Genomic DNA, 23,458 nt, shown 5'->3' on the forward strand with positions numbered 1-23,458 from the left:
CCGCCGCTGCCACGCCCTCGCCGGCGCGCGCCGCGACGAGTCGCCAGGACGCGCGACTTCCGCACTATCCAGGGGACTTCATCAACCACGTATGAGGACACACGGATATGCATTGGCTCTGGGTCATCATCATCGGTTTCATCGTCGGCGTCATCGCCAAGTTCATCCGCGGCGGCAGGGATTCGGTGGGCTTCATCGTCACCATCATCATCGGCATCGTCGGTTCGATCCTCGCCACCTGGGTCGGCGAAAGAGTGGGCTGGTGGCCCGCAACCGGATTCGTGCATTTCATCGCTTCGATCGTGGGCGCGATCATCCTGCTCGCGATCTACCACGTGCTGTTCAAGCCCAGCGCCTCCTCGTGAGGCGTGGTCGTGCGGGCGGGCGCGACCTGCCCGCACGATTCAACCAGGGACGGGTCGTCCGACCCTCAGCCGAACAGCTTGCCGGCCAGCCCCGCCAGCGAACCAAGATCGAGACCACCGCCCTGCCCCTGCGCCGGCACCTGGCCATCCGGAGTGAGATGGTCGACCACATGCGGCAACACCTGCGCCAGCGCGCCGGACAGCTGCCCCTGGTCCATGCCCAACCTGCCCGCCGCCTCCTGCAGCACCGAGCCCAGCCCACCGTTCTGCAGCGCCTGGTTGAGCTGGTCGCCGGATACGGCCTGGTTGGCGCCATTGCCCACCCATGACTGCGCTGCCTCGCCGAGGCCGCCCTGGTGCAGCATGCTGGCCAGGCCCTGCACGCCACCTGCCTGCTGGACCAATTGGCCGGCCAACGACACCAGATCCGTACCGCCGGCCTGACCGCCGCCGCCGAGCAAACTACCGAGTAATGACATGGCTGCTCTCCTTGGGGTGATGGAAGCCGCGCGCTCGATGCCGCGCGCAGCCTGCCGATTCTATGGATCGCATGCGGTCACTGCCGTAACCGGCGCGTGAAAAAGCCACCGCCCGGGGGCGGTGGCTTGCGGGGATCATGCAGGTCGTCGATCAGCCGCGCTGGTCGAGCACGCCGTTCCACTCCTGCACGCGGTCTGCCTTGGACGCGAGCAGCGCATCCGCGTCGCCCTCGACCATGACCTTCTCGATCACGTCGCCCTGGCGGATCGCATCGACCACTTGCTGGTCGTCCGCATCCACCACTTCGCCGAACACGCTGTGCTTGCCGTCCAGCCAGGGCGTGGCGCCATGGGTGATGAAGAACTGGCTGCCATTGGTGCGCGGGCCGGCGTTCGCCATCGACAGCACGCCCGGCTTGTCGTGGCGCAGCGAGGGATGGAACTCGTCCTCGAACTTGTAGCCCGGGCCGCCGCGACCGCTGCCTTCCGGGCAGCCGCCCTGGATCATGAAGTCGGCGATCACGCGATGGAACGACAGGCCGTCGTAATAGCCGCGCTTCGCCAGGTTCACGAAGTTCGCCACGGTCAGCGGCGCCTTGTCATCGTGCAGGCGCAGGCGGATCGGGCCGCGGTTGGTTTGAAGAGTGACTTGGATGGCCATGGGGATTCCTCTGCGTTGGCACGGGGATGCGTCGTCGACGCGCGAATGGCCAAGCATAACGCAGCCCCCGCGCAGCGTTCGACGAGAAAGCCGAGCGCGGCGCCCTGCAAGCGCGTATAATCGACCGATTCGCCTTTCAGAAACCTGCGTGACGATCCCCGCATCGCCCGAGCCCTGACCATGTCCATCGAAAACCTGCGCAATATCGCCATCGTCGCCCACGTCGACCACGGCAAGACCACCCTCGTCGACCAGCTGCTGAAGCAGTCCGGCACGCTCAGCGAGCGCACCGTGCTGGCAGAACGCGTGATGGACTCGAACGACCAGGAGAAGGAGCGCGGCATCACCATCCTGGCCAAGAACACCGCCATCAAGTGGAACGGCAACCGCATCAACATCGTCGACACTCCCGGCCACGCCGACTTCGGCGGCGAGGTGGAGCGCGTGCTGTCGATGGTCGACACCGTGCTGATCCTGGTCGACGCGATGGACGGCCCGATGCCGCAGACCCGCTTCGTGACGCAGAAGGCGTTCGCGATGGGCTTCAAGCCGATCGTGGTGATCAACAAGATCGACCGCCCCGGCGCCCGCCCGGAATGGGTGGTGGAGCAGGTGTGGGACCTGTTCGACCGCCTCGGCGCCACGCCGGAACAGATGGAGTTCCCGATCGTCTATGCCTCGGCCCTGAATGGCTATGCCAGCCTCGACGAGAGCGTGCGCGAAGGCGACATGACGCCGCTGTACGAGGCGATCATGCAGCACGCGCCCAAGCCCGAGGTCGATCCGGAAGGCCCGTTCCAGATGCGCATCAGCCAGCTGGACTACAACAACTTCGTCGGCGTGATCGGCATCGGCCGCATTCAGCGCGGCACGCTGAAGAAGAACATGCCGGTGGCCGTGATCAACCGCGAGGGCAAGAAGCGCCAGGGCAAGGTGCTGCAGGTGCTCGGCTTCATGGGCCTTGAGCGCATCGAGCAGGACAGCGCCGAGGCGGGTGACATCGTGGCCATCTCCGGCATCGCCGAGCTGACCATCTCCGACACCGTGACCGCGCTGGACGCGCCCGAGGCGCTGCCGGCGCTGACCGTGGACGAGCCGACCATCTCGATGACCTTCCAGGTCAACAACTCACCGTTCGCCGGCAACAAGGATCTGTCGGGCGGCAAGTTCCTCACCAGCCGCCAGCTGAAGGACCGCCTCGACCGCGAGCAGGTGCACAACGTGGCGCTGAAGGTCGAGCAGGGTTCCGACGCCGACAAGTTCCTCGTCTCCGGCCGCGGCGAACTGCACCTGTCGGTGCTGATCGAGAACATGCGCCGCGAGGGCTACGAGCTGGCCGTGTCGCGCCCGGAAGTGATCATCAAGGAGATCGACGGCCAGAAGATGGAGCCGATCGAGCAGCTGGTGGTCGACGTGGAGGAAATCCACCAGGGCCCGGTGATGGAGCGCCTCGGCGTGCGCAAGGGCCAGCTGAAGAACATGGAGCCCGACGGCAAGGGCCGCGTGCGCCTGGAGTACATGATCCCGGCGCGCGGCCTGATCGGCTTCCAGAACCAGTTCAAGACCCTCACCCAGGGTTCGGGCCTGCTGTTCCACGTGTTCGACCACTACGGCCCCAAGGAAGAAGGCCAGATCGCCAAGCGCCTCAACGGCGTGATGATCGCCAACGCCGGCGGCACCACGCCCGCCTACTCGCTGGGCCCGCTGCAGGAACGCGGCAAGCTGTTCGCCGCCGAGGGCGACAACGTGTACGAAGGCCAGCTGGTCGGCATCCACGCCAAGGACAACGACCTCACCGTCAACGCGATCAAGCCCAAGCCGCTGACCAACATGCGCGCCTCGGGCAAGGACGATGCGATCCAGCTGACCCCGGCGACCAAGTTCTCGCTGGAACAGGCACTGGACTTCATCGACGACGACGAGCTGGTCGAGGTGACCCCGAAGGAAATCCGCCTGCGCAAGAAGCACCTCACCGAGAACGACCGCAAGCGCGCCTCGCGCGGCGGCTGAGCAGTCTGCCCCATGCAACGCAACCAAAGGCCGCCGCGAGGCGGCCTTTGGTTTTCTGCGCACGACTTGCGCCCTTGATTATTTGTATATACATTAAATCACGTGGATGTCAGCTATGACCCAGCCAAGAGCGAACGGAACATCGCCGAACGTGGCCTGTCGTTCGAGCGGCGGTGGAGTTCGATTTCGAGACAGCGCTGTTCATCGAAGACACCCGTCAAGACTGCGGCGAAGTGCGCTGGCAGGCGCCGGGTCTTCTGGATGGCCGGCTGCACATGCTGGTATTCGCGGAAACCGCAACCGGCATCCGGGTCATCAGTTTTCGCAAGGCGAACAAGCGTGAGGTAAAGCGGTATGAGCAAGCGACCCGACCCTGAAATGATCGACCACGAGAACCCCGAGTGGACGGACACCGACTTTGCCCGCGCCAAGCCGTTCACCAAGTTGCCGGCAACATTGCAAGCCAAACTGCGCGGCCGCCCAAAGGCCGCGGCTCCACGCGTGGCGATCAGCCTGCGCTTACCGCTCGACGTGCTTGATGCGTGGAAGGCCACCGGCGCCGGCTGGCAGACGCGCATGGCCGCCATGCTGGCCAGCCACGCGCCGCACACGAAGGCGCGATAACCACAGTATCGACGCGTTGACACCGGGAGCCGAGGGCCGCCGCAAGGCGGCCTTTCGCTTGATGGGAGGAGTTACGGGCAGCGATGCGGGAGCGTAGGATGCAGCGCGCCTTCATCGAAGCCTGCGACCGCGGCTGCGCGCGCGGACGGATCGCCTCGCCCCATCCCCACCCGGAGAACTCGCCATGCAGACACGTATCCAGGGCACGACCATGCCGGTGCTCGAAGTGCAGCTCGATCCCGGCGAAAGCGTCTTCGCCGAAAGCGGCGAGTTGTCCTGGATGAGCGCATCGGTGCAGATGACCACCCACACCCAGATGGGCGGCGGTGGCGGCCTGTTCGGCATGTTCAAGCGCGTGGTCGGCGGCGGCAGCCTGTTCATGACGGATTACCGCGCCGTCCAGTCCCCCGGCGTGGTGGCCTTCGCCACCAGGGTGCCCGGCCATATCGTGCCCGTGTCGGTGGCGCCGGGCAGCGAATACATGGTGCACCGGCACGGTTTCCTCTGCGCCACGCCGCAGGTCGCCATCGGCGTGGGTTTCCAGCAGTCGCTGGGAGCAGGCATCTTCGGCGGCACCGGCTTCCTGCTGCAGCGGGTCAGCGGCAGCGGCACGGCCTGGCTGGAGCTGTCCGGCGAACTCATCCAGAAAGACCTGGCCCCCGGCGAGACGCTGCGCGTGCATCCCGGACACGTCGGTGCCTTCCAGGCCTCGGTGAGCTTCCAGATCACCACCGTGCCCGGCATCAAGAACGCCATCTTCGGCGGCGACGGCATCTTCCTGGCATCGCTCACCGGCCCCGGCACGGTGTGGCTGCAGACCCTGCCGATCTCTCGCCTGGCCCACCAGATCGCCGAATACCTGCCGGGCGATGGCAACCGGGCGGCGTCGACCGGCATCGGTGCCGGCCTGCTCGGCGGCGTCGTCGGTTCGATATTGAGCGGCGACAACAACTAGCCGGCCCGCGGTCCTGGCGATGCAAACCGCGGGGCACGGAGCAAGACGCACTTTCCGACGCGGCATGGCGTGCCGGATTGCGATGCTGCGCCGTGCCTGTCCGCAACGACAGGCCAGCCTTCGCGGCGACCCGTCCGGACGCGTTGACAGCCTCACGGGCCGCGACTACAGTGCGCGCGCCTTCAGCCCGGCTGTCGGCTTCCTTGGCCACTTCCAGCGAGAAATGGACAGTATTCCCAGTCGATGCGCCGGTGACCGCAAGCCCTTGCGGATGCCGGCGTTGCACAACCCGATGAACGCCTGCGACCGCCTGCGGTCGGCCCTCGCCTTCCTCGACTGAGGAGACGGGCCGCCTCCATGCGCCGCGGGCGCATGCAGAGGCGAGCCCATGTTGCTTCACCGCTTCCCTGTTCCAGGAACATTGCATGCGACGCCAACGCGTCGCGCGTTCGCGCGCGCCTGCCATCTGACCGCCACCTGCGCACGGCATGATGCACTCCGCCATGCCACGGATCACGGAGGTTCCTGATGTCGAGCGACAGTCGACCTCCCCCCGCGCCCCGTCCGGGCGCCTTCCCGACGAATCCACCTCCCACCGGGCCACGGCGCCCGGCGTGATGCACGGCTGAGCGCCCGCTTGCATCCGCCGTCGCCCGCCCGCTGCCACGGATGCAAGCCATGTCCAACCACGTTTCCCGCCCGCGCGTCGCTGCCTGCACGCTCGCCCTTGCCCTCGCCTGCATGCTCGGCGGTTGTTCGCACGATGCGGCCGAGCACGAGGCCGCACCCGCTTTTGTCCACCACGGATCGCGCATCGAAGTGCCCGCCGATTCGCCGCTGCGCCAGCGCCTGAAGATCGCGCCGGTCGAACTGCGCCAGTCGCCGCACGAGCTGGATTTCCCTGCCACCGTCGAAGCCGATCCCGCGCACACGGCCAACGTGCTGCCGGCGCTCACCGGGCGTGTGGTCGAGCTGCATGTCGACCTGGGCCAGCAGGTGCAGCGCGGCCAATTGCTGGCGGTGATCGACTCCGGCGACATGGCCCAGGCCTATGCCGACGTGGACAAGGCACGCGATGCACTGAACCTCGCACGCAAGGCGCTGGACCGCGCCCGCGGCGTGCAGCAGGCCGGCGGCGCGGCGGTGAAGGATCTCGAAGCCGCGCAGAGCGGCTACGTCCAGGCCGGGGCGGAATACCGGCGCGCGCAGACGCGGCTCGCCGCGCTGGGCGGCAGTGCCGCTGCCAGGAACGGATCGCGTCCCATCCAGGTACGCGCGCCCATGGCCGGCACGATCACCACGTTGTCCATCGCGCCCGGCACGTTCGTCAACGATCCCACCGCGTCGATGATGACCATCGCCAACACCGACAAGCTGTGGATCACCGCCGAGGTGCCGGAAGACGCGCTCGGCCTGGTGGCCCAGGGCCAGTCCGCCACGGCCAGCGTGCCGGCATACCCGGACCGGGTGTTCCGCGGCACCGTGACTTCGGTGGGCGCCGTGCTCGATCCCGCCAGCCGCCGCGACCCGGTGCGCATCGCCATGGCCAACGCCGACCACGCGCTCAAGCCCGGCATGTACGCCCGCGCCAGCATCGCCGTGGCGCAGCCGGCACAGATGTTCGTGCCCGAGTCCGCGCTGCTGATGAACAACGACAGCACCACGGTGTTCGTGGAAGTGGTGCCGTGGACGTTCGAGCGCCGCACGGTGGAACTGAGCTACGACGAGAACGTGGGCGCGCGCGTGCTGAAGGGCCTCAAGGCGGGCGATCGCGTGGTGGTGGCCGGCGGAGTGCTGCTCAATGATTAACCGCATCATCGAGTTCTGCTTCCAGAAGCGCACGCTGTTCTTCGTGGTCAGCGTGCTGGTGGCGATCTTCGGCTGGTACTCGTGGACGCAGCTTTCCATCGAGGCCTATCCCGAACTCAGTGCCGTCACCGCGCAGGTCACCACCCAAGTGCCCGGCCTCGCCGCCGAGGAGATCGAGCAACAGATCACCACGCCGCTGGAACGCGCGCTGGCCGGCACGCCGGGCCTGATGCACATGCGCTCCAGCAGCACCTTCGGCCTGTCGCTGATCACGCTGGTGTTCAAGGACGGCAGCGAGGATTACTGGGAGCGCCAGCGGGTGATGGAGCGCATCGCCCAGGCGCAGCTGCCGCCCGGCATCACGCCCGGCCTCGACCCCGTCTCCGGCCCGGCCGGCGAGATCTACCGCTACACGCTGGAATCGGACACGCAGAACCTGATGCAGTTGTCCGAGCTCAACGACTGGGTGGTGATCCCCGCGCTGCAAGCCGTGCCCGGCGTGGCCAACGTGGACAACTTCGGCGGTTACACCAAGGAGTTCCAGCTGGTGCTCGACCCGGCCAGCCTGCTGCGCTACGGCGTGAGCGTGAACCAGGTGATGCAGGCGATCACGTCCAACACGGCGAACGCCGGTGGCGGCCGCATCACCCGCGGCGAGCAGAGCTACATCGTGCGCGGCATCGGCATGGTGCATTCGCTGAAGGACATGGGCGACATCGTGGTGAGCCAGTCGAACGGCTCGCCCGTGCTGGTGCGCGACCTCGGCCAGCTGCGCTACGGCCACCAGGTGCGCGAGGGCATCCTCGGCAAGGACAGCAACCCCGACACCGTCGAGGGTATCGTCGACCTGCTGAAGTACCAGAATCCGTCCGCGGTACTGGTGGACCTGCACGCCAAGGTCAACGAGCTCAACAGGCAGCTCGCGCTGAAGGGCGTGAAGATCGTGCCCTACCTCGACCGCGACGACCTGGTGCGCGCCACCACCGACAAGGTGTTCCACACCGTGATGGAAGGCGTGGGCCTGGTCTGCCTCGTGCTGATCCTGTTCCTGGGCAGCCCGCGTGCGGCGCTGGTGACGGCCACGGTGATCCCGCTGTCGCTGGTGACGGTGTTCATCCTGATGCACCTCACCGGCATGAGCGTGAACCTGTTCTCGATCGGCGCGATCGATTTCGGCGTGATCGTGGACGGCGCCATCGTGGTGACCGAGGCGATCCTGCTGCGCCGCGAGGCCAGGCCACACGAGGAACTGGCCGCTTCCGACGTGATGGCCGCCACCGCGCAGGTGGGCAAGCCGATCTTCTTCGCCACGCTGATCATCGTCACCGCCTACCTGCCGCTGTTCGCGTTCGAGCATGCCGAAGGCAAGCTGTTCCGGCCGATGGCGTTCACCGTGGGCTATGCACTGCTGGCCGCGCTGCTGTGCACGATCACGCTGATCCCAGGCCTGGCGTACCTCGCGCTGCGCAAGCCGCGCAAGCCGTTCCACAACAAGCCGCTGGAGCGGCTGCATGCCGGCTTCAAGTCCAGTCTGGACCGCCTGCTTGCGCACCTGCGCGTGGCCTATCTCGCCACCGCGCTCGCGGTGATGGCCGTGGTCGTGCTGGGCGCCACGCTGGGCCGCGCCTTCCTGCCCACGTTGGACGAGGGCTCGCTGTGGCTGCAGGTGCAGATGCCCAGCGGCCTGTCGCTGGATCAGGCCAGCAGCATGGCCGGCGAGCTGCGCCACGTGGTGCGTTCCTTCCCCGAGGTGTCCTACGTGGTCACCCAGTTGGGCCGCAACGATACCGGCACGGACCCGTGGACGCCCTCGCACGTCGAAGTGGCGGTAGGGCTCAAGCCCTACGACACGTGGCCGGGCCATGAAAGCAAGGGCGCCTTCGTGCAGCGCTTCCAGTCGCGGCTGGACCGCGAGCTGCCCGGCATGACCATCGGCATCAGCCAGCCGATCAGCGACGGCGAGGACGACATGGTCAGCGGCGCACACAGCGCGCTGGTGCTGTATGTCTACGGCGACGACTTCAGGCAGATGCGCAAGCTCAGCGAGAAGATCGTGGACACGCTGAAGACCATCCCGGGTACCGAGGCGGCGATCTTCCAGGATCCGCCGATCCCGCAGCTGGTGATAGCGGCGGATCGCGACGCCGCCGCGCGCTATGGCGTGAACGTGTCCGACATCAGCAGCCTGATCCAGACCGCCATCGGCGGCGCGCCGATCACCCAGGTGTACGTGGGCGACCGCATCTACAACGTCACCGCGCGTGTGTCCGACGCGGTGGCGAACAACGTGGAAGCCATCGGCAGGCTGCCGCTCACCACCGCCAGCGGCGGGCAAATCCCGCTGTCGCTGGTGGCGCACATCGCCTACCGCACCGGCGAAGGCACCATCGCCCACGAGGGCGGCAAGCGCGAGCTGTCGATCACGGTGGACAACAACCGGCTCGCGCTGTCAAAACTGGTGTCGCAGGCGCAGGCGCTGATCGCGCAAAAGGTGCACTACGACCCGCAGGCATATCGCCTCGAGTGGGCCGGCACCTTCCAGGAAGCCGAGCGCGCACAAGCGCGGCTGATCGTGGTGCTGGGCATGGTGATGGCGATCATGGCCGTGCTGCTGTTCGGCGAGTTCGGCAAGCTGCGCCAGGCACTGCTGGTGCTGGGCGTGGTGCCGCTGGCGACCCTGGGCGGCCTCGTCGCGCTGCACCTGCGCGGCGAGACGCTGAACATCGCCACCGCAGTGGGCTTCATCGCGCTGTTCGGCGTGGCGGTGCAGAACGGCATCATCATGGTGGCCAACATCAACCGCCTGCGCACGCAGGGCATGGTATTGCCGCAAGCCGTGGTGGAAGGCGCCGCCGAACGCTTCCGCCCGGTGCTGATGACCGCCACCGTGGCCAGCATGGGCATGCTGCCCGCCGCGCTCGCCACCGGCATCGGCACCGACGTGCAGCGCGGCCTCGCCACCGTGGTGGTGGGCGGCCTCGCCATCGCCACCCTGCTCACGCTGTACCTGCTGCCCGCGCTGTACTACGCGCTGGAAAGCTGGATCGAGCGCCGCCATCCGCCACGCGCCGTCAGCTCGGTACCGGCACAGGGCATCGTCCATTGACAGCCACGCGGCGCGCCGCTTGCAGCGCGCGCCGCCACCAGGTGTTCGCATGAAGACACTCATCCCACGCAAGTTCCGCACGCTGCCGGCCCTGATCGGAGCGCCCCTGATCGGCGCGACCCTGCTCGCCGGCTGCATGGTCGGCCCCGACTTCCATCGCCCCGACGCGCCGAAGAACAACCGCTACACGGTGCAACCGATGCCGGCCACCATTGGCCAGGACGGAGATGCACAGCACCTCGTCGCCGGCATGGACGTACCCGCGCAGTGGTGGACGCTGTTCCAGTCGCGGCAACTCGATGCGCTCGTCAAGCAATCGCTCAAGGCCAACCCCGGACTGGTCGCCGCGCAGGCCGCGCTGCGGCAGGCGCAGGAGGCCGAAGCCGCCGGCAAGGGTGCGCTGTACCCGACCGTGACGGCCGACTACAACGTATCGCGCCAGCGCATCGCCGGCACGCTGGCCAGCCCGGCCGCCTCGGGCTACGACTACTACACCCTGCACACCGCGCAGCTCAGCGTGTCGTGGGCGCCGGACCTGTTCGGCGGCAACCGGCGCCAGCTGGAGGCCTTGCGCGCGCAGACCGACGTGCAGCGCTTCGAACTGGATGCGGCCAGGCTCAGCCTGACCTCGAACGTGGCGGTCGCGGCGATCCAGCAGGCCGGGCTGCGTGCGCAGGTCGAAGCCACACGGAAGATCATCGCCAGCCAGCAGGAAACGCTGGACTCGTTCCAGCGCCAGCTCAGGCTGGGCCAGCTCGCGCTGGCGGACGTCGCCGCGCAACAGGCCACGCTGGCGCAGACGCAGGCCACGCTGCCGCCGCTGCAGAAGCAGCTCGACCAGCAGAACGACGCGCTCGCCGCCCTGCTCGGTGTCGCACCGGCCGACGCGCAGGTGCCGGCCTTCGACCTCGCCGACCTGCACCTGCCCGGCCAGCTGCCGCTCAACCTGCCCTCGCAACTGGTGGCGCAACGCCCGGACGTGCGCGCCGCCGAGGCGCAGCTGCATGCGGCCAGCGCCCAGGTAGGCGTGGCCGAAGCCAACCGCCTGCCGAAATTCACGCTCAGCGCCAACGCGGGCAGCGCGCCGACGGACATCGGAAACCTGTTCAAGGACGGCACGGTGTTCTGGAATCTCGCCGCCGACGTCAGCCAGCCCTTGTTCGATGCCGGCAGCCTCAAGCACCAGCAGCGCGCCGCCGAGGCCGCCCTGGATGCGGCGAAAGCGCAATACCGCGGCACGGTGATCGCTGCGCTGCAGAACGTGGCCGACACGCTGTACGCCCTGAAGGCCGATGCCGACGCGTTGCGGGCCGCGCAGATCGCCGAGCAGGCTGCCCAGCGCAGCTTGGACATCAATCGCCGCCAATTCGACTTGGGCGACGTGAATCGTCTCGCCGTGTTGCAGGCCGAGCAGGCCTGGCAGCAGACCGAGATCATGCTGGTGCAGGCACAAGCCGCGCGCTACAGCGACACCGCCGCACTGTTCCAGGCCTTGGGCGGCGGCTGGTGGCAGAACCAGCACGACAGGGAAACAAGCGCCAAGTGACACGCACGCGACGAATACGGTACCTGCTGCTCGCCGGCGCCCTTGCGCTGGCAGGCAACGCATGCGCCGACGATGCGCCGTCTTCCGCACCGCTGTTCGTGCCGCAATGGCTGGGTGCGCAATACACCTTCGTCGACCAGCGCCAGGATCGCGTGCACTCGCCCTACTCCGGCCCGCTGAGCCTGCGCCCGCAAGGCGACACCAAACGCTCGGACACCTTCGGCGCCTATTTCGGCGTGGCGCTGCCCTGGCACCTGGCCTTCTATTTCGACGTGGAGATGTTCCGCGGCGCCGGCGTCAGCGGCGCCACCGGATTGGGCGGCCTCACCAACGGCGACGTGATCCGCGCGGGCGTGGCCGGGCTGGGCAACCACGCCTACGTGGCGCGCCGCTACCTGCAATGGTCGCTGCCGCTGGGCGGCGCAAGCGAAACCGTGGAACGCAGCCAGGACCATCTGCCCGGCACGCAAGCCACGCGGCGCCTCGTGGCGAAGCTCGGCAAGATGGCGGTGAACGACGACTTCGACACCAACCGCTACGCCGACAGCACGCGTACCCAGTTCATGAACTGGGACCTGTTCAACGCCACGCCCTGGGACTTCGCCGCCGACACGCGCGGCTACACCGATGGCCTGATGCTGGCCTGGATCAACCCGGCCTGGACGCTGCGCTACGGCGTCTATCGCATGCCGTACCAGGCCAACGGCCCGCGGCTGGAAAGCAACCTCTCCGACGCGCGCGGCGAGCAGGTGCAACTGAGCGTTCATCCGCAACCGGGCGGCTGGGTCCTCCGCCTGCTCGCCTTCCGCAACATCGCGCGCATGGGCAGCTACAGCGAAGCCATCGCGCAGGCGCTGGCCACCGGCGCAGTGCCCGACGTGCAGGCCACCGATACCCCGGGCCGCCACAAGTTCGGCTTCGTCATCAACGGCGAACTGCCGCTGGCCGACGGCGGCGACACCGGCCTGTTCATGCGCGCCGGCTGGAACGACGGTCACACCGAATCCTTCGTGTTCACTGAGGTGGACCGCACGGTCAACGGCGGCTTCCAGCTCTCCGGCGTGCACTGGGGCCGCAGCGACGATCACATCGGCGTGGGCTTCGCGCTCAACGCACTGTCGCCCCTGCACCGCGAATACCTTGAAATGGGTGGCAGCGGTTTCGTGCTGGGCGATGGCGCGCTGAACTATGCGCACGAGGAAATCGCCGAGCTGTACTACAGCTACGCGCCGTTCGCCCACCTCACGCTCAGCCCGGATTTCCAGTGGATCCGCAACCCGGGCTACAACCGGGACCGCGGACCGGCGATGTTTGCCGGGTTGCGGGCGCATGTGGAGTTCTAGCTAGGCCGGCAATTGCGCCCGCTCCAGCGCGGCGACGTGCCGCTCCAGCCGCGGCCCGAGGTAGCAGTGCGAACCACAGGGCAGCAGCCCCACCCTGCCGAACTCGCGCAGGTACCAGGCAGGCGCGCGCGCCACGAAACCGTGGCGGTCGCCGTCCACGTCGTCGCGGCTGGTGAACACTTCGAGGAAGGCGATGCCTTCCAGCATCTCGCCGATGCCGGCGAGGCCCGCGCGGATTTCCGCCGGCTTCAGGTAATGCAGCACGTCGGTACACACGATCAGGTCGAAGCGCGTGTCGAAGCGCAGGTGTTCGAGCTGGCCGAAGCGCGCCAGCCCGATGTTGCGGCTGCGGCCGTAGCGCGCCACCACGTACTCGCTGGCATCCAGCCCGCGATAATCGATGCCAGGCCTGAGCGCACGCAGCGGCGCGCGCCACGCGCCCTCGCCGCAGCCCACGTCCAGCACGTTGCGCAACGGCCGGCCGAGGTAGTACTCCGCCTGCGCCACCACCATCGCCACCTTGCGCCTGAGCTCGGCCGGCGAGCCCACCGCATGCGCGGGGTTGCGGTACCACTTGTCGAAATAGGCGCGGTCGTAGGTCTTGGGCATGGCGGCACTCCGGCGGGATGCGCATGGTAACCGGTGCAACACCATGGCCATGAGGCCGCGAAAGATGAATCGCCAGCGAATCCGCCCGGCGCGCCACGACGCCGCGGTCATCCGCTCCGGCACCTCCGGCGTTGAAGCCTCGACCCCTTCGTCGGAGAACGGACGCATGTCTGCCACACCGATACGTCGCCGCAGCGTCGCGCTGGGCCTGCTGCTGGGGTGCCTGCCGGCGCTGGCCTGTGCCGGCCAGGCCATGCCGCCGCGCATGCCCAGCTCCACCGTCACCGCGAAGGTGGACGGACTGAGCCTTTCGGACATCGCCTGGCTGCGCCGCGACGGTTTCGGCCTGGACAGCGCCACGCTGGCGCGCTACCGCGAACTCGGCCGCACGCGCTTCCTCGACGAGCAACTGGCCGGCGGCGACGACGCGCTGCCGCCGCAGGTGGCCGCGCAGATCCGCGCCTTTCCCGTGGTGAGCACCCCGCTGCCCGAGCTGCTGGCGGATTTCCGCAGCCGTCAGAAACAGTACAAGGACACGCCTGCCGGGCCGGCCAAGGACATGGCGAAAAAGGCGATCCAGCAGTACCGCCGCGACCTCTACCAGCAGGCCGCCCAGGCCGAGCTGCTGCATGCGGTCTACGGCGGCGACCAGCTCAAGGAACAGATGGTGTGGTTCTGGCTCAACCACTTCAGCGTGTACGCGGACAAGGGCCCGGTGCGCGTGTTCGCCGCCGACTACGAAGAGCAGGTGATCCGTCCGCGCGCGCTGGGCAAGTTCAAGGACCTGGTGATGGCCACGTTGCAGAGCCCGGCCATGCTGGTGTTCCTCGACAACGTGCACAACGTCAAGGACAAGACCAACGAGAACTACGCGCGCGAGCTGATGGAGCTGCACACGCTGGGCGTGGGCTCGGGCTACACGCAGGCCGACGTGCAGCAGCTGATGCGCGTGCTCACCGGCGCCGGCCTGCTGCCGCCGAAGCTGGCGATGCGCGGCGACCGCTTCGGTGGCGGACGCCCCGGCTTCGTGCGCGACGGCCTGTTCCGGTTCAACCCGAACCAGCACGACTTCGGCGACAAGAACTTCCTCGGCCAGACCATCAAGGGCAGCGGCTACGCGGAGATCGAGCAGGCGGTGGACCTGATCGTGCGCCAGCCCGCCTGTGCGCACTTCGTCTCGCAGCAGCTGGCCGAATACTTCATAGCCGACCAGCCCCGGCCCGCCCTCGTGGACGCGATGGCGCACACCTTCCAGCGCACCGATGGCGACATCGCGGCGGTATTGCGCACGATGCTGCTGTCGAAGGAAGCCGCCGCCGTGGGTGGGCACAAGTTCAAGGATCCGATGCGCTTCCTGGTCTCCGCGATGCGGCTGACCTACGATGGCCAGCCGATTCCCAACGCCGTACCGCTGGTGAACTGGCTGCGCCAGATGGGCGAGCCGCTGTACGGCCGCATCACACCGGACGGCTGGCCGCTGGATTCGGCAAGCTGGACCGGCTCGGGCCAGATGAGCAAGCGCTTCGACTTCGCCCGCGTGATCGGCAGCGGGCGCAACCGGCTGTTCGCGGACGGCGACATGCAAGTTGCGAATGACCCGCCGCCCGGCGCACCGGACCTGCAGGGCTCCGCGCTCTACCGCGACGCCATCGCGCCACGCCTCTCCGACGCCACCCGCAATGCGCTGGTGCAGGCCAAATCGCCGATGGAATGGAACACCTTCCTGCTGTCTTCGCCTGACTTCAACTATCGCTGAGGTGCCACCATGAACCGTCGCGAATTCCTGCTTGCCGCCGCCGGCGCAGCCGCCGCGTCCACGCTGTCGTTCTCCGGCCGCCTGTTCGCCGCACCCGCGAACTCGCCGCGCTTCCTGCTGGTGTTCCTGCGCGGCGGCTATGACTGCAACAACCTGCTGGTGCCCTGCGGCAGCGACTTCTATTACGAATCGCGCCCCACCCTCGCCATCGCCAAACCCGACCTGGACAACCCCGACAGCGCGATGGCGCTGGACGCGGACTGGGGCCTCAATCCCGTGGTGCGCGATACGCTCTATCCGCTGTGGCAGAAGAAGCAACTCGCCTTCATCCCGTTCGCCGGCACCAACGACCTCTCGCGCAGCCACTTCGAGACCCAGGACCACATCGAGCGCGGCGAGCCGCTGGGTCACGAGGCGAATTACCGCTCCGGCTTCCTCGCTCGGCTCTCCGGCCTGCTGACCGGCACGCCGGCGATCGCCTTCACCAACAACCTGCCGCTCTCCTTCCAGGGTGCGGGGCATGACATCCCCAACATCTCGCTGAAGGGCGATCCCAGGGCGCATTTCAACGAGCGGCAGGCGGCGATCCTGTCCGGCATGTACAAGGGCACGTCGCTGGCCCAGGCCACCGCCGACGGCCTCGCCCTGCCCAAGACCATATCCGCCGACCTGCGCAACGAGATGGTGGCGGCCAGCCGCGGCGCGCCCAGCGCGCACAACTTCGCCGCGGAAACGCAGCGCATCGCCACCCTGATGCGCGACCAGTACCGGCTCGGCTTCGTCGACGTGGGCGGCTGGGATACCCACGTCAACCAGGGCAACACCAAGGGCGGCCTCGCCAACAACCTGAAGAACCTCGGCGAAGGCCTGGCCGCCTACGCCGACGCGCTGGGCGGTGCCTGGAACGACACCACCGTGGTGGTGCTCTCCGAATTCGGCCGCACCTTCCGCGAGAACGGCGACCACGGCACCGACCACGGCCACGGCACCGTGCACTGGGTGCTGGGCGGCCAGGTCGCCGGCGGCCGGGTCGCCGGCGAACAGCTCGCCGTGGCCCAGCAGAACCTGCTGCAGAACCGCGACTACCAGGTGCTCAACGACTACCGCGACGTGCTTGGCGGCCTGTTCGCGCGGCTGTGGGGCTTGAACGCCGGTCAGTTGCAGACGGTGTTCCCACAGGCGAAGCCGCGGGATTTGCAGCTGGTGTAGATTGGCGCGATCCGGATGCCGGGTTTTCCGATGCCCCGATCTCTCCGTACGCCACAACGCCTCTACACAGTCACCGTGGCCCTTTGGGCCGCCAGCATGGCGATCCATTGCGCATGGTTCATCCACCAGGCGCTTGCGGGGCCGCCCAGTCCCGACCTGTATGCCAACCACCTGTCGTTCGTGCTCGTGGTGTTCCTGTTCTTCCGAGTGCCTGCGTGGCTGGCCGGCTTGCTGCTGATACTCCTCGGCGAATTTGCGGTGTTCGGCCGCAAGCGCCCCCCGCCCGGCGCTGACGGCGCATGCAGCTGACCCGCCTCGTCTCCCTGCCGCTTCCGTTACACATCTGTCGCCCTGCGAGCGCCGCCCTGCTTGCGCTGCTGATGCTGTCGCTTGCCGGCTGCGCGAATGCCCCCGCGCATTCCGGCACGGCGTCCACGGGCGCCGGCCTCACCCGCGACGACCTCACCTGGCTGCGCCGCGATGGCTTCGGCGTGGACAGCGCCGACGTGGCGCGCTACCGCGCGCTGGGGCGCGAAGGTTTGCTGGATGCACAACTCGCCGACCGCATGCATGGCTCGCTGCCGCCACCGGTCGCCACGCTGATCCATGGCTTCGAGGCGACCCGCACGCCCCCGGCGCAGCTGCTTGCCGGGCTGTACACCGCCCAGCAGCAGCTCAAGGCGATGCCCGCCGGGCCGGACAAGGACGCCGCCAACAAGGCGCTGCAGCAGCACGGCAACCAGCTGATGCAGGAAGCGCGGCAAGCCGAGTTGCTGCAGGCGGTGTACGGGCCGAACCAGCTCAAGGAGCAGCTGGTGTGGTTCTGGCTCAACCACTTCAGCGTGTACGCGCCCAAAGGACGCATCCGCTGGGAGCTGGCCGACTACGAGCAGCGCGTGATCCGCCCGCATGCGCTGGGCAAGTTCCGCGACCTGGTGATGGCCACGCTGGAAAGCCCGGCGATGCTGGAGTACCTGGACAACGCGCAGAACGCCAAGGGCCATGTCAACGAGAACTACGCACGCGAGCTGATGGAGCTGCACACGCTGGGCGTGGGCTCGGGCTACACCCAGCAGGACGTGCAGCAGCTGGCGCTGATCCTTACCGGCGTCGGCATCGCGCGGGTGGACGGCAAGCCGCAACGCTTCAACGCAAAGATGGCGCCGCTGGTGGTGCAGCATGGCCTGTTCGAGTTCAACCCGTACCGCCACGACTTCAGCGACAAGGTCTTCCTGGGCCAGCGCATCAGGGGCCGCGGCTATGCCGAGGTGCGCGAGGCGGTGGACATCATCGTGCACCGGCCGGCCTGCGCGCAGTTCATCTCCCGCCAGCTCGCGCAGTACTTCGTGGCCGACAATCCGCCGCCCGTGCTGGTGGCGCGCATGGCGCAGATCTTCCAGCGCACGGACGGCGACATCGCCGCGGTATTGCGCACCCTGTTCGATTCGCGCGAACTGCTGACGAGCGGCCGCCAGTTCATGGACCCCACCCGCTTCGTGGTGTCGTCGGTGCGCCTGGCCTACGACGGCAAGCCGATCGCGAACGCCCTGCCGCTGGTGTACTGGCTGGACCAGCTGGGCGAACCGCTGTACAGCCGCATCACGCCCGACGGCTGGCCGCTGGACGGCGCGAGCTGGACCGGCTCCGGCCAGCTTTCCATGCGCTTCGACATCGCCGCCGCGATCGGCAACGGCAACACCCAGCTGTTCACGCCACTAGGAAGCACTACGCGCGAGGCCGGTTTCCCGATGCTCACCACGCGGCTGTACTACGACGCCATCGAGCCGCATCTCTCCAAACCCACCCGCGGCGCGCTGGCCAAGGCGCAGTCGCAGCAGGAATGGAATACGTTCCTGCTGGCTTCGCCGGACCTCAACTACCGGTGAGGCTTCGCATCGGCGCGACTGCGTTCACCCGATACTTACGCGCCGGCGCAATGCGAGAATGCGCCGATGACTCCGCTGAAATATCTCCAGGCGTATCCGCCGGCCCTGCAGGACAAGGTGCACCAGCTGATCGCGCAGCAGCGGCTCGGCGAACACCTGGCCACGCGCTACCCGAATCACCATGACGTGCAGAGCGACAAGGCGCTGTACGCCTATGTGGCCGCACTGAAACAGCAACACCTGAAGAACGCGCCGGGCATCGACAAGGTGCTGTACGACAGCAAGCTCGACGTGGTGCAACGGGCGCTGGGCCTGCACACCGCAGTCTCGCGCGTGCAGGGCACACGGCTCAAGGCGAAAAAGGAGATCCGCGTGGCAAGCCTGTTCAAGGCCGCCGCGCCGGAGTTCCTGCAGATGATCGTGGTGCACGAGCTGGCGCACCTGAAGGAAACCGAGCACAACAAGGCGTTCTACCAGTTGTGCCAGCACATGCTGCCGGATTACCACCAGCGGGAATTCGACCTGCGCCTGTACCTGACCTGGCGCGAGTTGCCAGAGACAAACCGACACTCCCTCAACCGTTCATCCTGAGCGTAGCGCAGCGAAGTCGAAGGACAGCCACATCCTTCGGCCTTGCAGGTCTGCTCTCAGGTTGAAACTCGCGGGCACCCAAACCAATCGAATGCGAATGGGAATGACGATGGATAGCTCAGCACTGCAGAAATACCTGTTGCGACTGTTCGAGAGGCACGACGTGCAGCTCGACGTCGACGAGGATGGCTGGCTGACCACCGACGGCGATTTCCCGACCGTGCGCGCCCAGTGGCACGAAGGCGCGGCCGGCGCGCCGGGCCACCTCGACATCGACGTGGTGCTGAGCGAGGAACGCTGCATCGAGGAAAGCTTCGCCGGCCACGGCACCGGCACGGACGGCTGCATGGCCGCCCTGCGCGCATTCGAGCGGAGCGCGCTCCATCCGCTGCTCGCCGCCTGCTGGTACGTTACCGACGAACGCAAGCTGACGTACACAGCATGGGAGATCGGCGTGCGCACCTGGGACGTGTTCACCGGCCCTTACACGCTGCACGGCGCGGACATCACCGACCTGGAGGTGCTGGAACAGGTGCCGGCGGCCATCGAGTCCGTGCTGCAGCGCGAGGCCTTGACTCCCGAACTGCACTGGCTGCGCCTGGTGTACCGCCGTACCGCCGATGGTGAAGCGCGCTGCGAAGTGCTGCTCGACAACGAGCCGTGGGCGGCGAGCAGCGAGGCGGTGAGCGCGTTGGCGTGGCCGCAGGAGGGCAACTACAGCGCGCATGGGTTTGTGGTGCTTGATGTGCGGGATTATTGAGGGGCGGGGCGTTCGCTTTACCACCTCGGCACCATTTCAAGAAGTGAATACGCCCTGTTTTGGTTTTGATGTCGGCAGGGAGGCTCGCTCTACGGCACGAAGTCACCGATCCGCTCGCTATACCAGAGATGAGAGGGTCCGCAGGCATTATGGAGTTTGTGCGGGTTTCTTAGCCGCGCGCACTTGCTTGATAGCGGCAAACAATGCTTGGTGATCTTGCCCCAAGCGATCTTCCAACCCCTGGCTGGCGAACATATTGAGGATGTTGACGGCCATGTCCAACATGGCTCGTGTAGGCATGTTAAGCACGGTGATACTGGCCACGCTGGCCGAAGTGGTGCTGAAAGACCCCACCACGGCCTTGGACACAAAGCCGCCCACGGAGAGCTGTAGCAATGAATCGGCGTAGATGTTGGCAGCGCTAGCCTGCAGTTTGTCTATTGACTGAGTAATGTCGGTGGGTTGCAATTCGACCTTGCGTGACGCGGTGGGCTGGCTCGTGACGGTATTTTTGGGCTTGGTGGCCATGATCAATCCTGCAACTCTTGCTGGTAGCCGGGGGCAAACAGGTCGTCCTCGGATAGGTGATGACTTTCTAGGGCAAGGGTAGAGTAAGCCGCGAGCTTGACGATGAGCGCACAGTCGAAGGCCCGCGCGACTTTTTGTAGTTGTGCGAGTGAGTGTGCGCCGTAGTCGGGGTCTTCCAGCCGGCTTATGGCTGATTGCTTGGTGCCCATACGCTTGGCCAGTTCGGCTTGGCTCATGCCACGGCGCTCTCGGTTGATGCGCACCTGCCAAGCAATGCCTTGCTCCACCGCCGCCTCAGCGTAGGCCTCGCGGTAGGCTTGATCTACCCAGCGTGTCTTGCCGCGCAATAGATCCACTGAACTGACCCACGCCTGCACCAGCGGCGCCGTGGCGGCCAGGTAGTCGGCGCGCGCGGCAAAGGCCTTGGATTGGGCTATGTCAGCCAGCGTGCTTGAAGCAATGGCAGGAATGTTGCTCTGGAGCGACGACGCAACGCTTGCGGAAAGAGTCTGCGCGATGGCCGGCATCGCTTGGGTCGTAAGTGTCATCTTTTTCGGTCGCTATGACGGAGAGGACAAAGCCGTGCCGCGGTTGGTCGGCATGGCCGAATAGTCGCCATTGCTTGCGAGCCTCGTCTGCGAACCTTATCACATATATGTGATTTTGGATGAACGAGGCAGGCATCGGCTTGTGCCATTGGGTATAGGGCAGCTGACTAAGCTGGTCACGGGCGCGCTCGAATTTGGCCTGTGCCTTGATGGAGAGTGATTGGTGCCAGGCGTCGATGACATCGATCCCGCGATCCACACGGCAGAACCAGCGAAATGCGTCACATTGCGCGAGAGGCGCTGGACAGATAGCTGGCGGCGCGCGCTTGATTCGACGCATGGCACTCATGCGCAGCCGATGTGGGGAGACGACAGTTGATCGGGCATGGTGGCTCCCTCCCTGGAACGGTTACTGACCAACGTGGGTGGTCTGGTACTCGATGGTAACGTCGCCGAGGATATGGCTGCCGATGTTGAGCGCGGGCGGTGGCGTGGCCGGGGCTGCGTCCGTGGTTGCTTGAGCGGCCAGCACCGCGTTCATTTGGCCTTGAGCCGTGGTGAGTGGTGTGCCGAGATCCATCTAACTCCCCCTGTGGCCACCGACCTCCGGTCGGTATGGCACCCCGAGTGTGCACTGCATCTCACAGTTCAGTAAAGGCCTGCTCGCCGGCCTTGCGCAGCCGCTCGACCGCGAGCTTAGCGGCCGACTAAATCGATCGGTTGGTGACCACGTGGGTATAGAAGAAGGCCGCCGTGGCCGCGACCTGCGCCTCCGTGGGAAACCGCTTACCCCCTCAATTCACATGAGCGAACTCCGGCATGGCCTTGAACAACTGCCCGCTGCGCCACGCCTCGGCACCCTTCCGCTGATACACCACCTTGCCGCCCACCACGGTGTACAGCACCCGCGTGCGCAGGATCTGGTCGTCGGGGATGGTCAGCAAGTTACTTGAGAACACCACCAGATCGGCGAGTTTGCCGGGGCTTAGCGAGCCGAGTTGATGGTCCTCGAACAGCGCGTAGGCGTTGTTCCAGGTGTAGGAGCGCAGCGCCTGCATCCGTGTCTTGACCTGGGCGGGGAAGAAGCGCTGGCCGCGGCCGTTGTCGCGGGTCACCGCACAGTAGAAGCCGGCGATGGGGTTGGTGTCTTCCACCGGCGTGTCGCTGCCGTCCAGCACCATCGCGCCGCTGTCGATCAGCGTGTGCCACACGTAGGCGCCCTCCTTCGCGCGCTGCTCGCCGAGGTGCGGCACCACGTAGGGCGCGTCCGAGCAGGCGTGGATGGACTGCATCGAGGCGATCACGCCCATCTGCGCGAAGCGCGGGATGTCGGCAGGCGCGAGGTGCTGCGCGTGCTCGATGCGCCAGCGCAGCGCGTGTGCCGCCGGGTCTTCGGCAAAGATCTGCTGATACATGTCGAGCACTTCGCGGTTGGCGCGGTCACCGATCGCGTGGATCGACACCTGGAAACCGTCGCGCGCGGCGATGCGCGCGATTTGCGCGAGCGTGCTCATCGGCGTGACGTTCTTGCCGGTGACGCCCGGCGCGTCGTCGTACGGCTTGAGGAACCACGCGCTGTGCGTGCCCAGCGCGCCGTCGGACACATCCTCGCCCACGCCGCGCACGGTGAAGTGGTCGTCGGCAAAACCGATCGTGCGGTATTTGGCGAGGTTCTTGTCGAGGCTGGCGACGTCCAGCACACCGACATTGACGTACAGGCGCAGCGGGAAGCCCTTGCCGGCCTGCTGCTTGAGCCAGTCGATGGTCTTGAAGTCCTCGCCCATGTCGACGAAGCCGGTGATGCCCTTGCTCACCTCGTTCTGCATGGCGAGCTTCAGCGACTGCTCCTTGCGCGCGGCCAGCTCCTGCGGCGGCAGGCTGGCGAGGTAACGGTTGTAGGCGGCATACACCGCGTCACCCGCAGTGTCGCGCAGGGCGCCGATGGCGTTGCCCTGGGCATCGCGCACGATGCTGCCGCCGACGGGGTCGGGCGTGTCGTGGCCGATGCCGGCGAGCTTCAGCGCCATGGCATTGGCGTAGATCGCGTGGCCGCTGGTATGTGCGAGCAGCACGGGGTTGTTCGGCGAGACCGCGTCCAGGCTGGCCGGCAGCGGCAGGCCGTCGATGTTGGGCTGCGGCACCTTGTCCCATTTGCTCTGCTGCCAGCCCTGGCCGACGATCCATTCGCCCGGCTTGGCCTTGGCCACTGCGGCCTTCACCATCGCCACGATGGCGTCCCAGTTCGGCGCCATGCCCACGTTGAGCTGCATCAGCGAGTCGCCGGTGTCCAGCAGGTGACCGTGGCCCTCGATGAAACCGGGCGTGACAAAGGCGCCGTGCAGGTCCAGCACCTTCGTATGCGGGCCGATGTAGTGTGCGATGGCCTCGTCGCTGCCCAGCGCGGCGATCTTGCCGTCCTTCACCGCCAGCGCCTGTGCATGCGGCTGCAGCGGATCGAGCGTGGCGATGCTGGCGTCGCGCAGCACCAGGTCGGCGGGAGCAAGCGTGGGCGGAAAGCCCTGGATCGGCGCGTCGGCGGCGGTGGCCGTCAGCGACGCCAGGAGAAAAGCCGGAAGCCAGCAGCGACGGAAACGCATAGTGTTCCCCGATGAGCGCACAGGCGCGCCCGGGGAGCGTAGGAAGGGGGCCCGGCGGGGTCAACCGCCATGGGTC

23 protein-coding genes are annotated in these 23,458 nt (G+C 67.0%); 16 read left to right on the forward strand and 7 right to left on the reverse strand.

What is annotated here, in order from left to right:
- Positions 1-107: 107 nt before the first annotated feature.
- Complete coding sequence (locus ABQJ54_RS03260) at positions 108-365, forward strand: GlsB/YeaQ/YmgE family stress response membrane protein (protein WP_367852830.1); 258 nt, start codon at positions 108-110, stop codon at positions 363-365.
- Positions 366-430: 65 nt separating this feature from the next.
- On the opposite strand, the gene ABQJ54_RS03265 is transcribed toward ABQJ54_RS03260, so the two are convergent.
- Both ABQJ54_RS03265 and ABQJ54_RS03270 read right to left on the reverse strand, forming a co-directional pair.
- On the reverse strand, positions 431-844 hold the full coding sequence (locus ABQJ54_RS03265) for a YidB family protein (protein ID WP_367852831.1): 414 nt from the start codon (positions 842-844) through the stop codon (positions 431-433).
- Between the two features lie 151 nt (positions 845-995).
- Positions 996-1,505: a peptidylprolyl isomerase gene (locus ABQJ54_RS03270; protein WP_367852832.1), complete on the reverse strand. Its 510-nt coding sequence runs from the start codon at positions 1,503-1,505 to the stop codon at positions 996-998.
- Between the two features lie 180 nt (positions 1,506-1,685).
- On the opposite strand from ABQJ54_RS03270, the gene typA reads away from it, so the two are divergent.
- From typA to ABQJ54_RS03315, 9 genes are all read left to right on the forward strand, one after another.
- Complete coding sequence (typA, locus tag ABQJ54_RS03275) at positions 1,686-3,515, forward strand: translational GTPase TypA (protein WP_367852833.1); 1,830 nt, start codon at positions 1,686-1,688, stop codon at positions 3,513-3,515.
- Between the two features lie 173 nt (positions 3,516-3,688).
- Entirely contained in the window at positions 3,689-3,892 is a 204-nt protein-coding gene (locus tag ABQJ54_RS03280) for a BrnT family toxin (protein WP_367852834.1), read from the forward strand.
- Complete coding sequence (locus ABQJ54_RS03285; RefSeq protein WP_367852835.1) at positions 3,870-4,139, forward strand: BrnA antitoxin family protein; 270 nt, start codon at positions 3,870-3,872, stop codon at positions 4,137-4,139. Before ABQJ54_RS03280 ends, ABQJ54_RS03285 begins: the two co-directional genes overlap by 23 nt.
- Positions 4,140-4,323: 184 nt before the next feature.
- On the forward strand, positions 4,324-5,094 hold the full coding sequence (locus ABQJ54_RS03290; protein WP_367852836.1) for a TIGR00266 family protein: 771 nt from the start codon (positions 4,324-4,326) through the stop codon (positions 5,092-5,094).
- Positions 5,095-5,176: 82 nt separating this feature from the next.
- Positions 5,177-5,434 (forward strand): hypothetical protein, encoded by a 258-nt coding sequence (locus ABQJ54_RS03295; RefSeq protein ID WP_367852837.1) that lies wholly within the window; start codon positions 5,177-5,179, stop codon positions 5,432-5,434.
- 338 nt (positions 5,435-5,772) lie between these two features.
- Entirely contained in the window at positions 5,773-6,903 is a 1,131-nt protein-coding gene (locus tag ABQJ54_RS03300; RefSeq protein WP_367852838.1) for an efflux RND transporter periplasmic adaptor subunit, read from the forward strand.
- Positions 6,896-10,009, forward strand: coding sequence for an efflux RND transporter permease subunit (locus tag ABQJ54_RS03305; protein ID WP_367852839.1), 3,114 nt, complete (start codon positions 6,896-6,898; stop codon positions 10,007-10,009). Before ABQJ54_RS03300 ends, ABQJ54_RS03305 begins: the two co-directional genes overlap by 8 nt.
- Positions 10,010-10,058: 49 nt before the next feature.
- On the forward strand, positions 10,059-11,555 hold the full coding sequence (locus ABQJ54_RS03310) for an efflux transporter outer membrane subunit (RefSeq protein WP_367852840.1): 1,497 nt from the start codon (positions 10,059-10,061) through the stop codon (positions 11,553-11,555).
- Complete coding sequence (locus tag ABQJ54_RS03315; RefSeq protein ID WP_367852841.1) at positions 11,552-12,898, forward strand: carbohydrate porin; 1,347 nt, start codon at positions 11,552-11,554, stop codon at positions 12,896-12,898. Before ABQJ54_RS03310 ends, ABQJ54_RS03315 begins: the two co-directional genes overlap by 4 nt.
- Here the strand turns inward: ABQJ54_RS03315 and ABQJ54_RS03320 are convergent, their stop codons facing one another.
- The gene (locus ABQJ54_RS03320; RefSeq protein WP_367852842.1) at positions 12,899-13,507 is read right to left on the reverse strand and encodes a class I SAM-dependent DNA methyltransferase; all 609 of its coding nucleotides are present in this window, start codon (positions 13,505-13,507) and stop codon (positions 12,899-12,901) included. It abuts the gene before it with no gap.
- Positions 13,508-13,673: 166 nt separating this feature from the next.
- Here ABQJ54_RS03320 and ABQJ54_RS03325 point away from each other — a divergent pair, with 166 nt between their 5' ends.
- The 6 genes from ABQJ54_RS03325 to ABQJ54_RS03350 all read left to right on the forward strand — a co-directional run bounded on the left by ABQJ54_RS03325 (position 13,674) and on the right by ABQJ54_RS03350 (position 19,709).
- A complete protein-coding gene (locus tag ABQJ54_RS03325) occupies positions 13,674-15,263 on the forward strand; it encodes a DUF1800 domain-containing protein (protein ID WP_367852843.1) in 1,590 nt (529 codons plus the stop codon).
- 9 nt (positions 15,264-15,272) lie between these two features.
- Positions 15,273-16,472 carry a DUF1501 domain-containing protein gene (locus ABQJ54_RS03330; RefSeq protein ID WP_367852844.1) on the forward strand — a complete coding sequence of 400 codons (1,200 nt, stop codon included), beginning with the start codon at positions 15,273-15,275 and terminating at the stop codon, positions 16,470-16,472.
- Between the two features lie 96 nt (positions 16,473-16,568).
- The gene (locus ABQJ54_RS03335) at positions 16,569-16,781 is read left to right on the forward strand and encodes a hypothetical protein (RefSeq protein ID WP_367852845.1); all 213 of its coding nucleotides are present in this window, start codon (positions 16,569-16,571) and stop codon (positions 16,779-16,781) included.
- Positions 16,772-18,358 (forward strand): DUF1800 domain-containing protein, encoded by a 1,587-nt coding sequence (locus ABQJ54_RS03340; protein ID WP_437343310.1) that lies wholly within the window; start codon positions 16,772-16,774, stop codon positions 18,356-18,358. The genes ABQJ54_RS03335 and ABQJ54_RS03340 overlap by 10 nt, the downstream gene beginning before the upstream one ends.
- A 66-nt stretch (positions 18,359-18,424) precedes the next feature.
- Positions 18,425-18,949, forward strand: a complete 525-nt coding sequence (locus ABQJ54_RS03345; protein ID WP_367852846.1) for a M48 metallopeptidase family protein — start codon at positions 18,425-18,427, stop codon at positions 18,947-18,949.
- Positions 18,950-19,058: 109 nt separating this feature from the next.
- The gene (locus ABQJ54_RS03350; protein WP_367852847.1) at positions 19,059-19,709 is read left to right on the forward strand and encodes a DUF6348 family protein; all 651 of its coding nucleotides are present in this window, start codon (positions 19,059-19,061) and stop codon (positions 19,707-19,709) included.
- Between the two features lie 147 nt (positions 19,710-19,856).
- On the opposite strand, the gene ABQJ54_RS03355 is transcribed toward ABQJ54_RS03350, so the two are convergent.
- From ABQJ54_RS03355 to ABQJ54_RS03370, 4 genes are all read right to left on the reverse strand, one after another.
- Positions 19,857-20,237 (reverse strand): hypothetical protein, encoded by a 381-nt coding sequence (locus ABQJ54_RS03355; protein ID WP_367852848.1) that lies wholly within the window; start codon positions 20,235-20,237, stop codon positions 19,857-19,859.
- A 2-nt stretch (positions 20,238-20,239) separates the two neighbouring features.
- Positions 20,240-20,785, reverse strand: coding sequence for a helix-turn-helix domain-containing protein (locus ABQJ54_RS03360; RefSeq protein WP_367852849.1), 546 nt, complete (start codon positions 20,783-20,785; stop codon positions 20,240-20,242).
- 409 nt (positions 20,786-21,194) lie between these two features.
- Positions 21,195-21,365 carry a hypothetical protein gene (locus tag ABQJ54_RS03365; RefSeq protein ID WP_367852850.1) on the reverse strand — a complete coding sequence of 57 codons (171 nt, stop codon included), beginning with the start codon at positions 21,363-21,365 and terminating at the stop codon, positions 21,195-21,197.
- Positions 21,366-21,579: 214 nt separating this feature from the next.
- Positions 21,580-23,382, reverse strand: coding sequence for an amidohydrolase (locus ABQJ54_RS03370; RefSeq protein ID WP_367852851.1), 1,803 nt, complete (start codon positions 23,380-23,382; stop codon positions 21,580-21,582).
- Between the last annotated feature and the right edge of the window lie 76 nt (positions 23,383-23,458).

This window comes from Rhodanobacter lycopersici (assembly GCF_040812335.1).
GTDB lineage: Bacteria > Pseudomonadota > Gammaproteobacteria > Xanthomonadales > Rhodanobacteraceae > Rhodanobacter_A > Rhodanobacter_A lycopersici.

What these genes read in the sequence shown, in the direction of transcription:
- ABQJ54_RS03290 (WP_367852836.1), top strand. Translation starts at nt 4,324, where the DNA reads ATGCAGACACGTATCCAGGGCACGACCATGCCGGTGCTCGAAGTGCAG.
- ABQJ54_RS03295 (WP_367852837.1), top strand. Translation starts at nt 5,177, where the DNA reads ATGCTGCGCCGTGCCTGTCCGCAACGACAGGCCAGCCTTCGCGGCGAC.
- ABQJ54_RS03285 (WP_367852835.1), top strand. Translation starts at nt 3,870, where the DNA reads ATGAGCAAGCGACCCGACCCTGAAATGATCGACCACGAGAACCCCGAG.
- ABQJ54_RS03270 (WP_367852832.1), bottom strand. Translation starts at nt 1,505, where the DNA reads ATGGCCATCCAAGTCACTCTTCAAACCAACCGCGGCCCGATCCGCCTG.
- ABQJ54_RS03310 (WP_367852840.1), top strand. Translation starts at nt 10,059, where the DNA reads ATGAAGACACTCATCCCACGCAAGTTCCGCACGCTGCCGGCCCTGATC.
- ABQJ54_RS03325 (WP_367852843.1), top strand. Translation starts at nt 13,674, where the DNA reads ATGTCTGCCACACCGATACGTCGCCGCAGCGTCGCGCTGGGCCTGCTG.
- ABQJ54_RS03265 (WP_367852831.1), bottom strand. Translation starts at nt 844, where the DNA reads ATGTCATTACTCGGTAGTTTGCTCGGCGGCGGCGGTCAGGCCGGCGGT.
- ABQJ54_RS03260 (WP_367852830.1), top strand. Translation starts at nt 108, where the DNA reads ATGCATTGGCTCTGGGTCATCATCATCGGTTTCATCGTCGGCGTCATC.
- ABQJ54_RS03365 (WP_367852850.1), bottom strand. Translation starts at nt 21,365, where the DNA reads ATGGATCTCGGCACACCACTCACCACGGCTCAAGGCCAAATGAACGCG.
- ABQJ54_RS03370 (WP_367852851.1), bottom strand. Translation starts at nt 23,382, where the DNA reads ATGCGTTTCCGTCGCTGCTGGCTTCCGGCTTTTCTCCTGGCGTCGCTG.
- ABQJ54_RS03305 (WP_367852839.1), top strand. Translation starts at nt 6,896, where the DNA reads ATGATTAACCGCATCATCGAGTTCTGCTTCCAGAAGCGCACGCTGTTC.
- ABQJ54_RS03335 (WP_367852845.1), top strand. Translation starts at nt 16,569, where the DNA reads ATGGCGATCCATTGCGCATGGTTCATCCACCAGGCGCTTGCGGGGCCG.
- typA (WP_367852833.1), top strand. Translation starts at nt 1,686, where the DNA reads ATGTCCATCGAAAACCTGCGCAATATCGCCATCGTCGCCCACGTCGAC.
- ABQJ54_RS03355 (WP_367852848.1), bottom strand. Translation starts at nt 20,237, where the DNA reads ATGGCCACCAAGCCCAAAAATACCGTCACGAGCCAGCCCACCGCGTCA.
- ABQJ54_RS03300 (WP_367852838.1), top strand. Translation starts at nt 5,773, where the DNA reads ATGTCCAACCACGTTTCCCGCCCGCGCGTCGCTGCCTGCACGCTCGCC.
- ABQJ54_RS03345 (WP_367852846.1), top strand. Translation starts at nt 18,425, where the DNA reads ATGACTCCGCTGAAATATCTCCAGGCGTATCCGCCGGCCCTGCAGGAC.
- ABQJ54_RS03320 (WP_367852842.1), bottom strand. Translation starts at nt 13,507, where the DNA reads ATGCCCAAGACCTACGACCGCGCCTATTTCGACAAGTGGTACCGCAAC.
- ABQJ54_RS03340 (WP_437343310.1), top strand. Translation starts at nt 16,772, where the DNA reads ATGCAGCTGACCCGCCTCGTCTCCCTGCCGCTTCCGTTACACATCTGT.
- ABQJ54_RS03350 (WP_367852847.1), top strand. Translation starts at nt 19,059, where the DNA reads ATGGATAGCTCAGCACTGCAGAAATACCTGTTGCGACTGTTCGAGAGG.
- ABQJ54_RS03360 (WP_367852849.1), bottom strand. Translation starts at nt 20,785, where the DNA reads ATGACACTTACGACCCAAGCGATGCCGGCCATCGCGCAGACTCTTTCC.
- ABQJ54_RS03330 (WP_367852844.1), top strand. Translation starts at nt 15,273, where the DNA reads ATGAACCGTCGCGAATTCCTGCTTGCCGCCGCCGGCGCAGCCGCCGCG.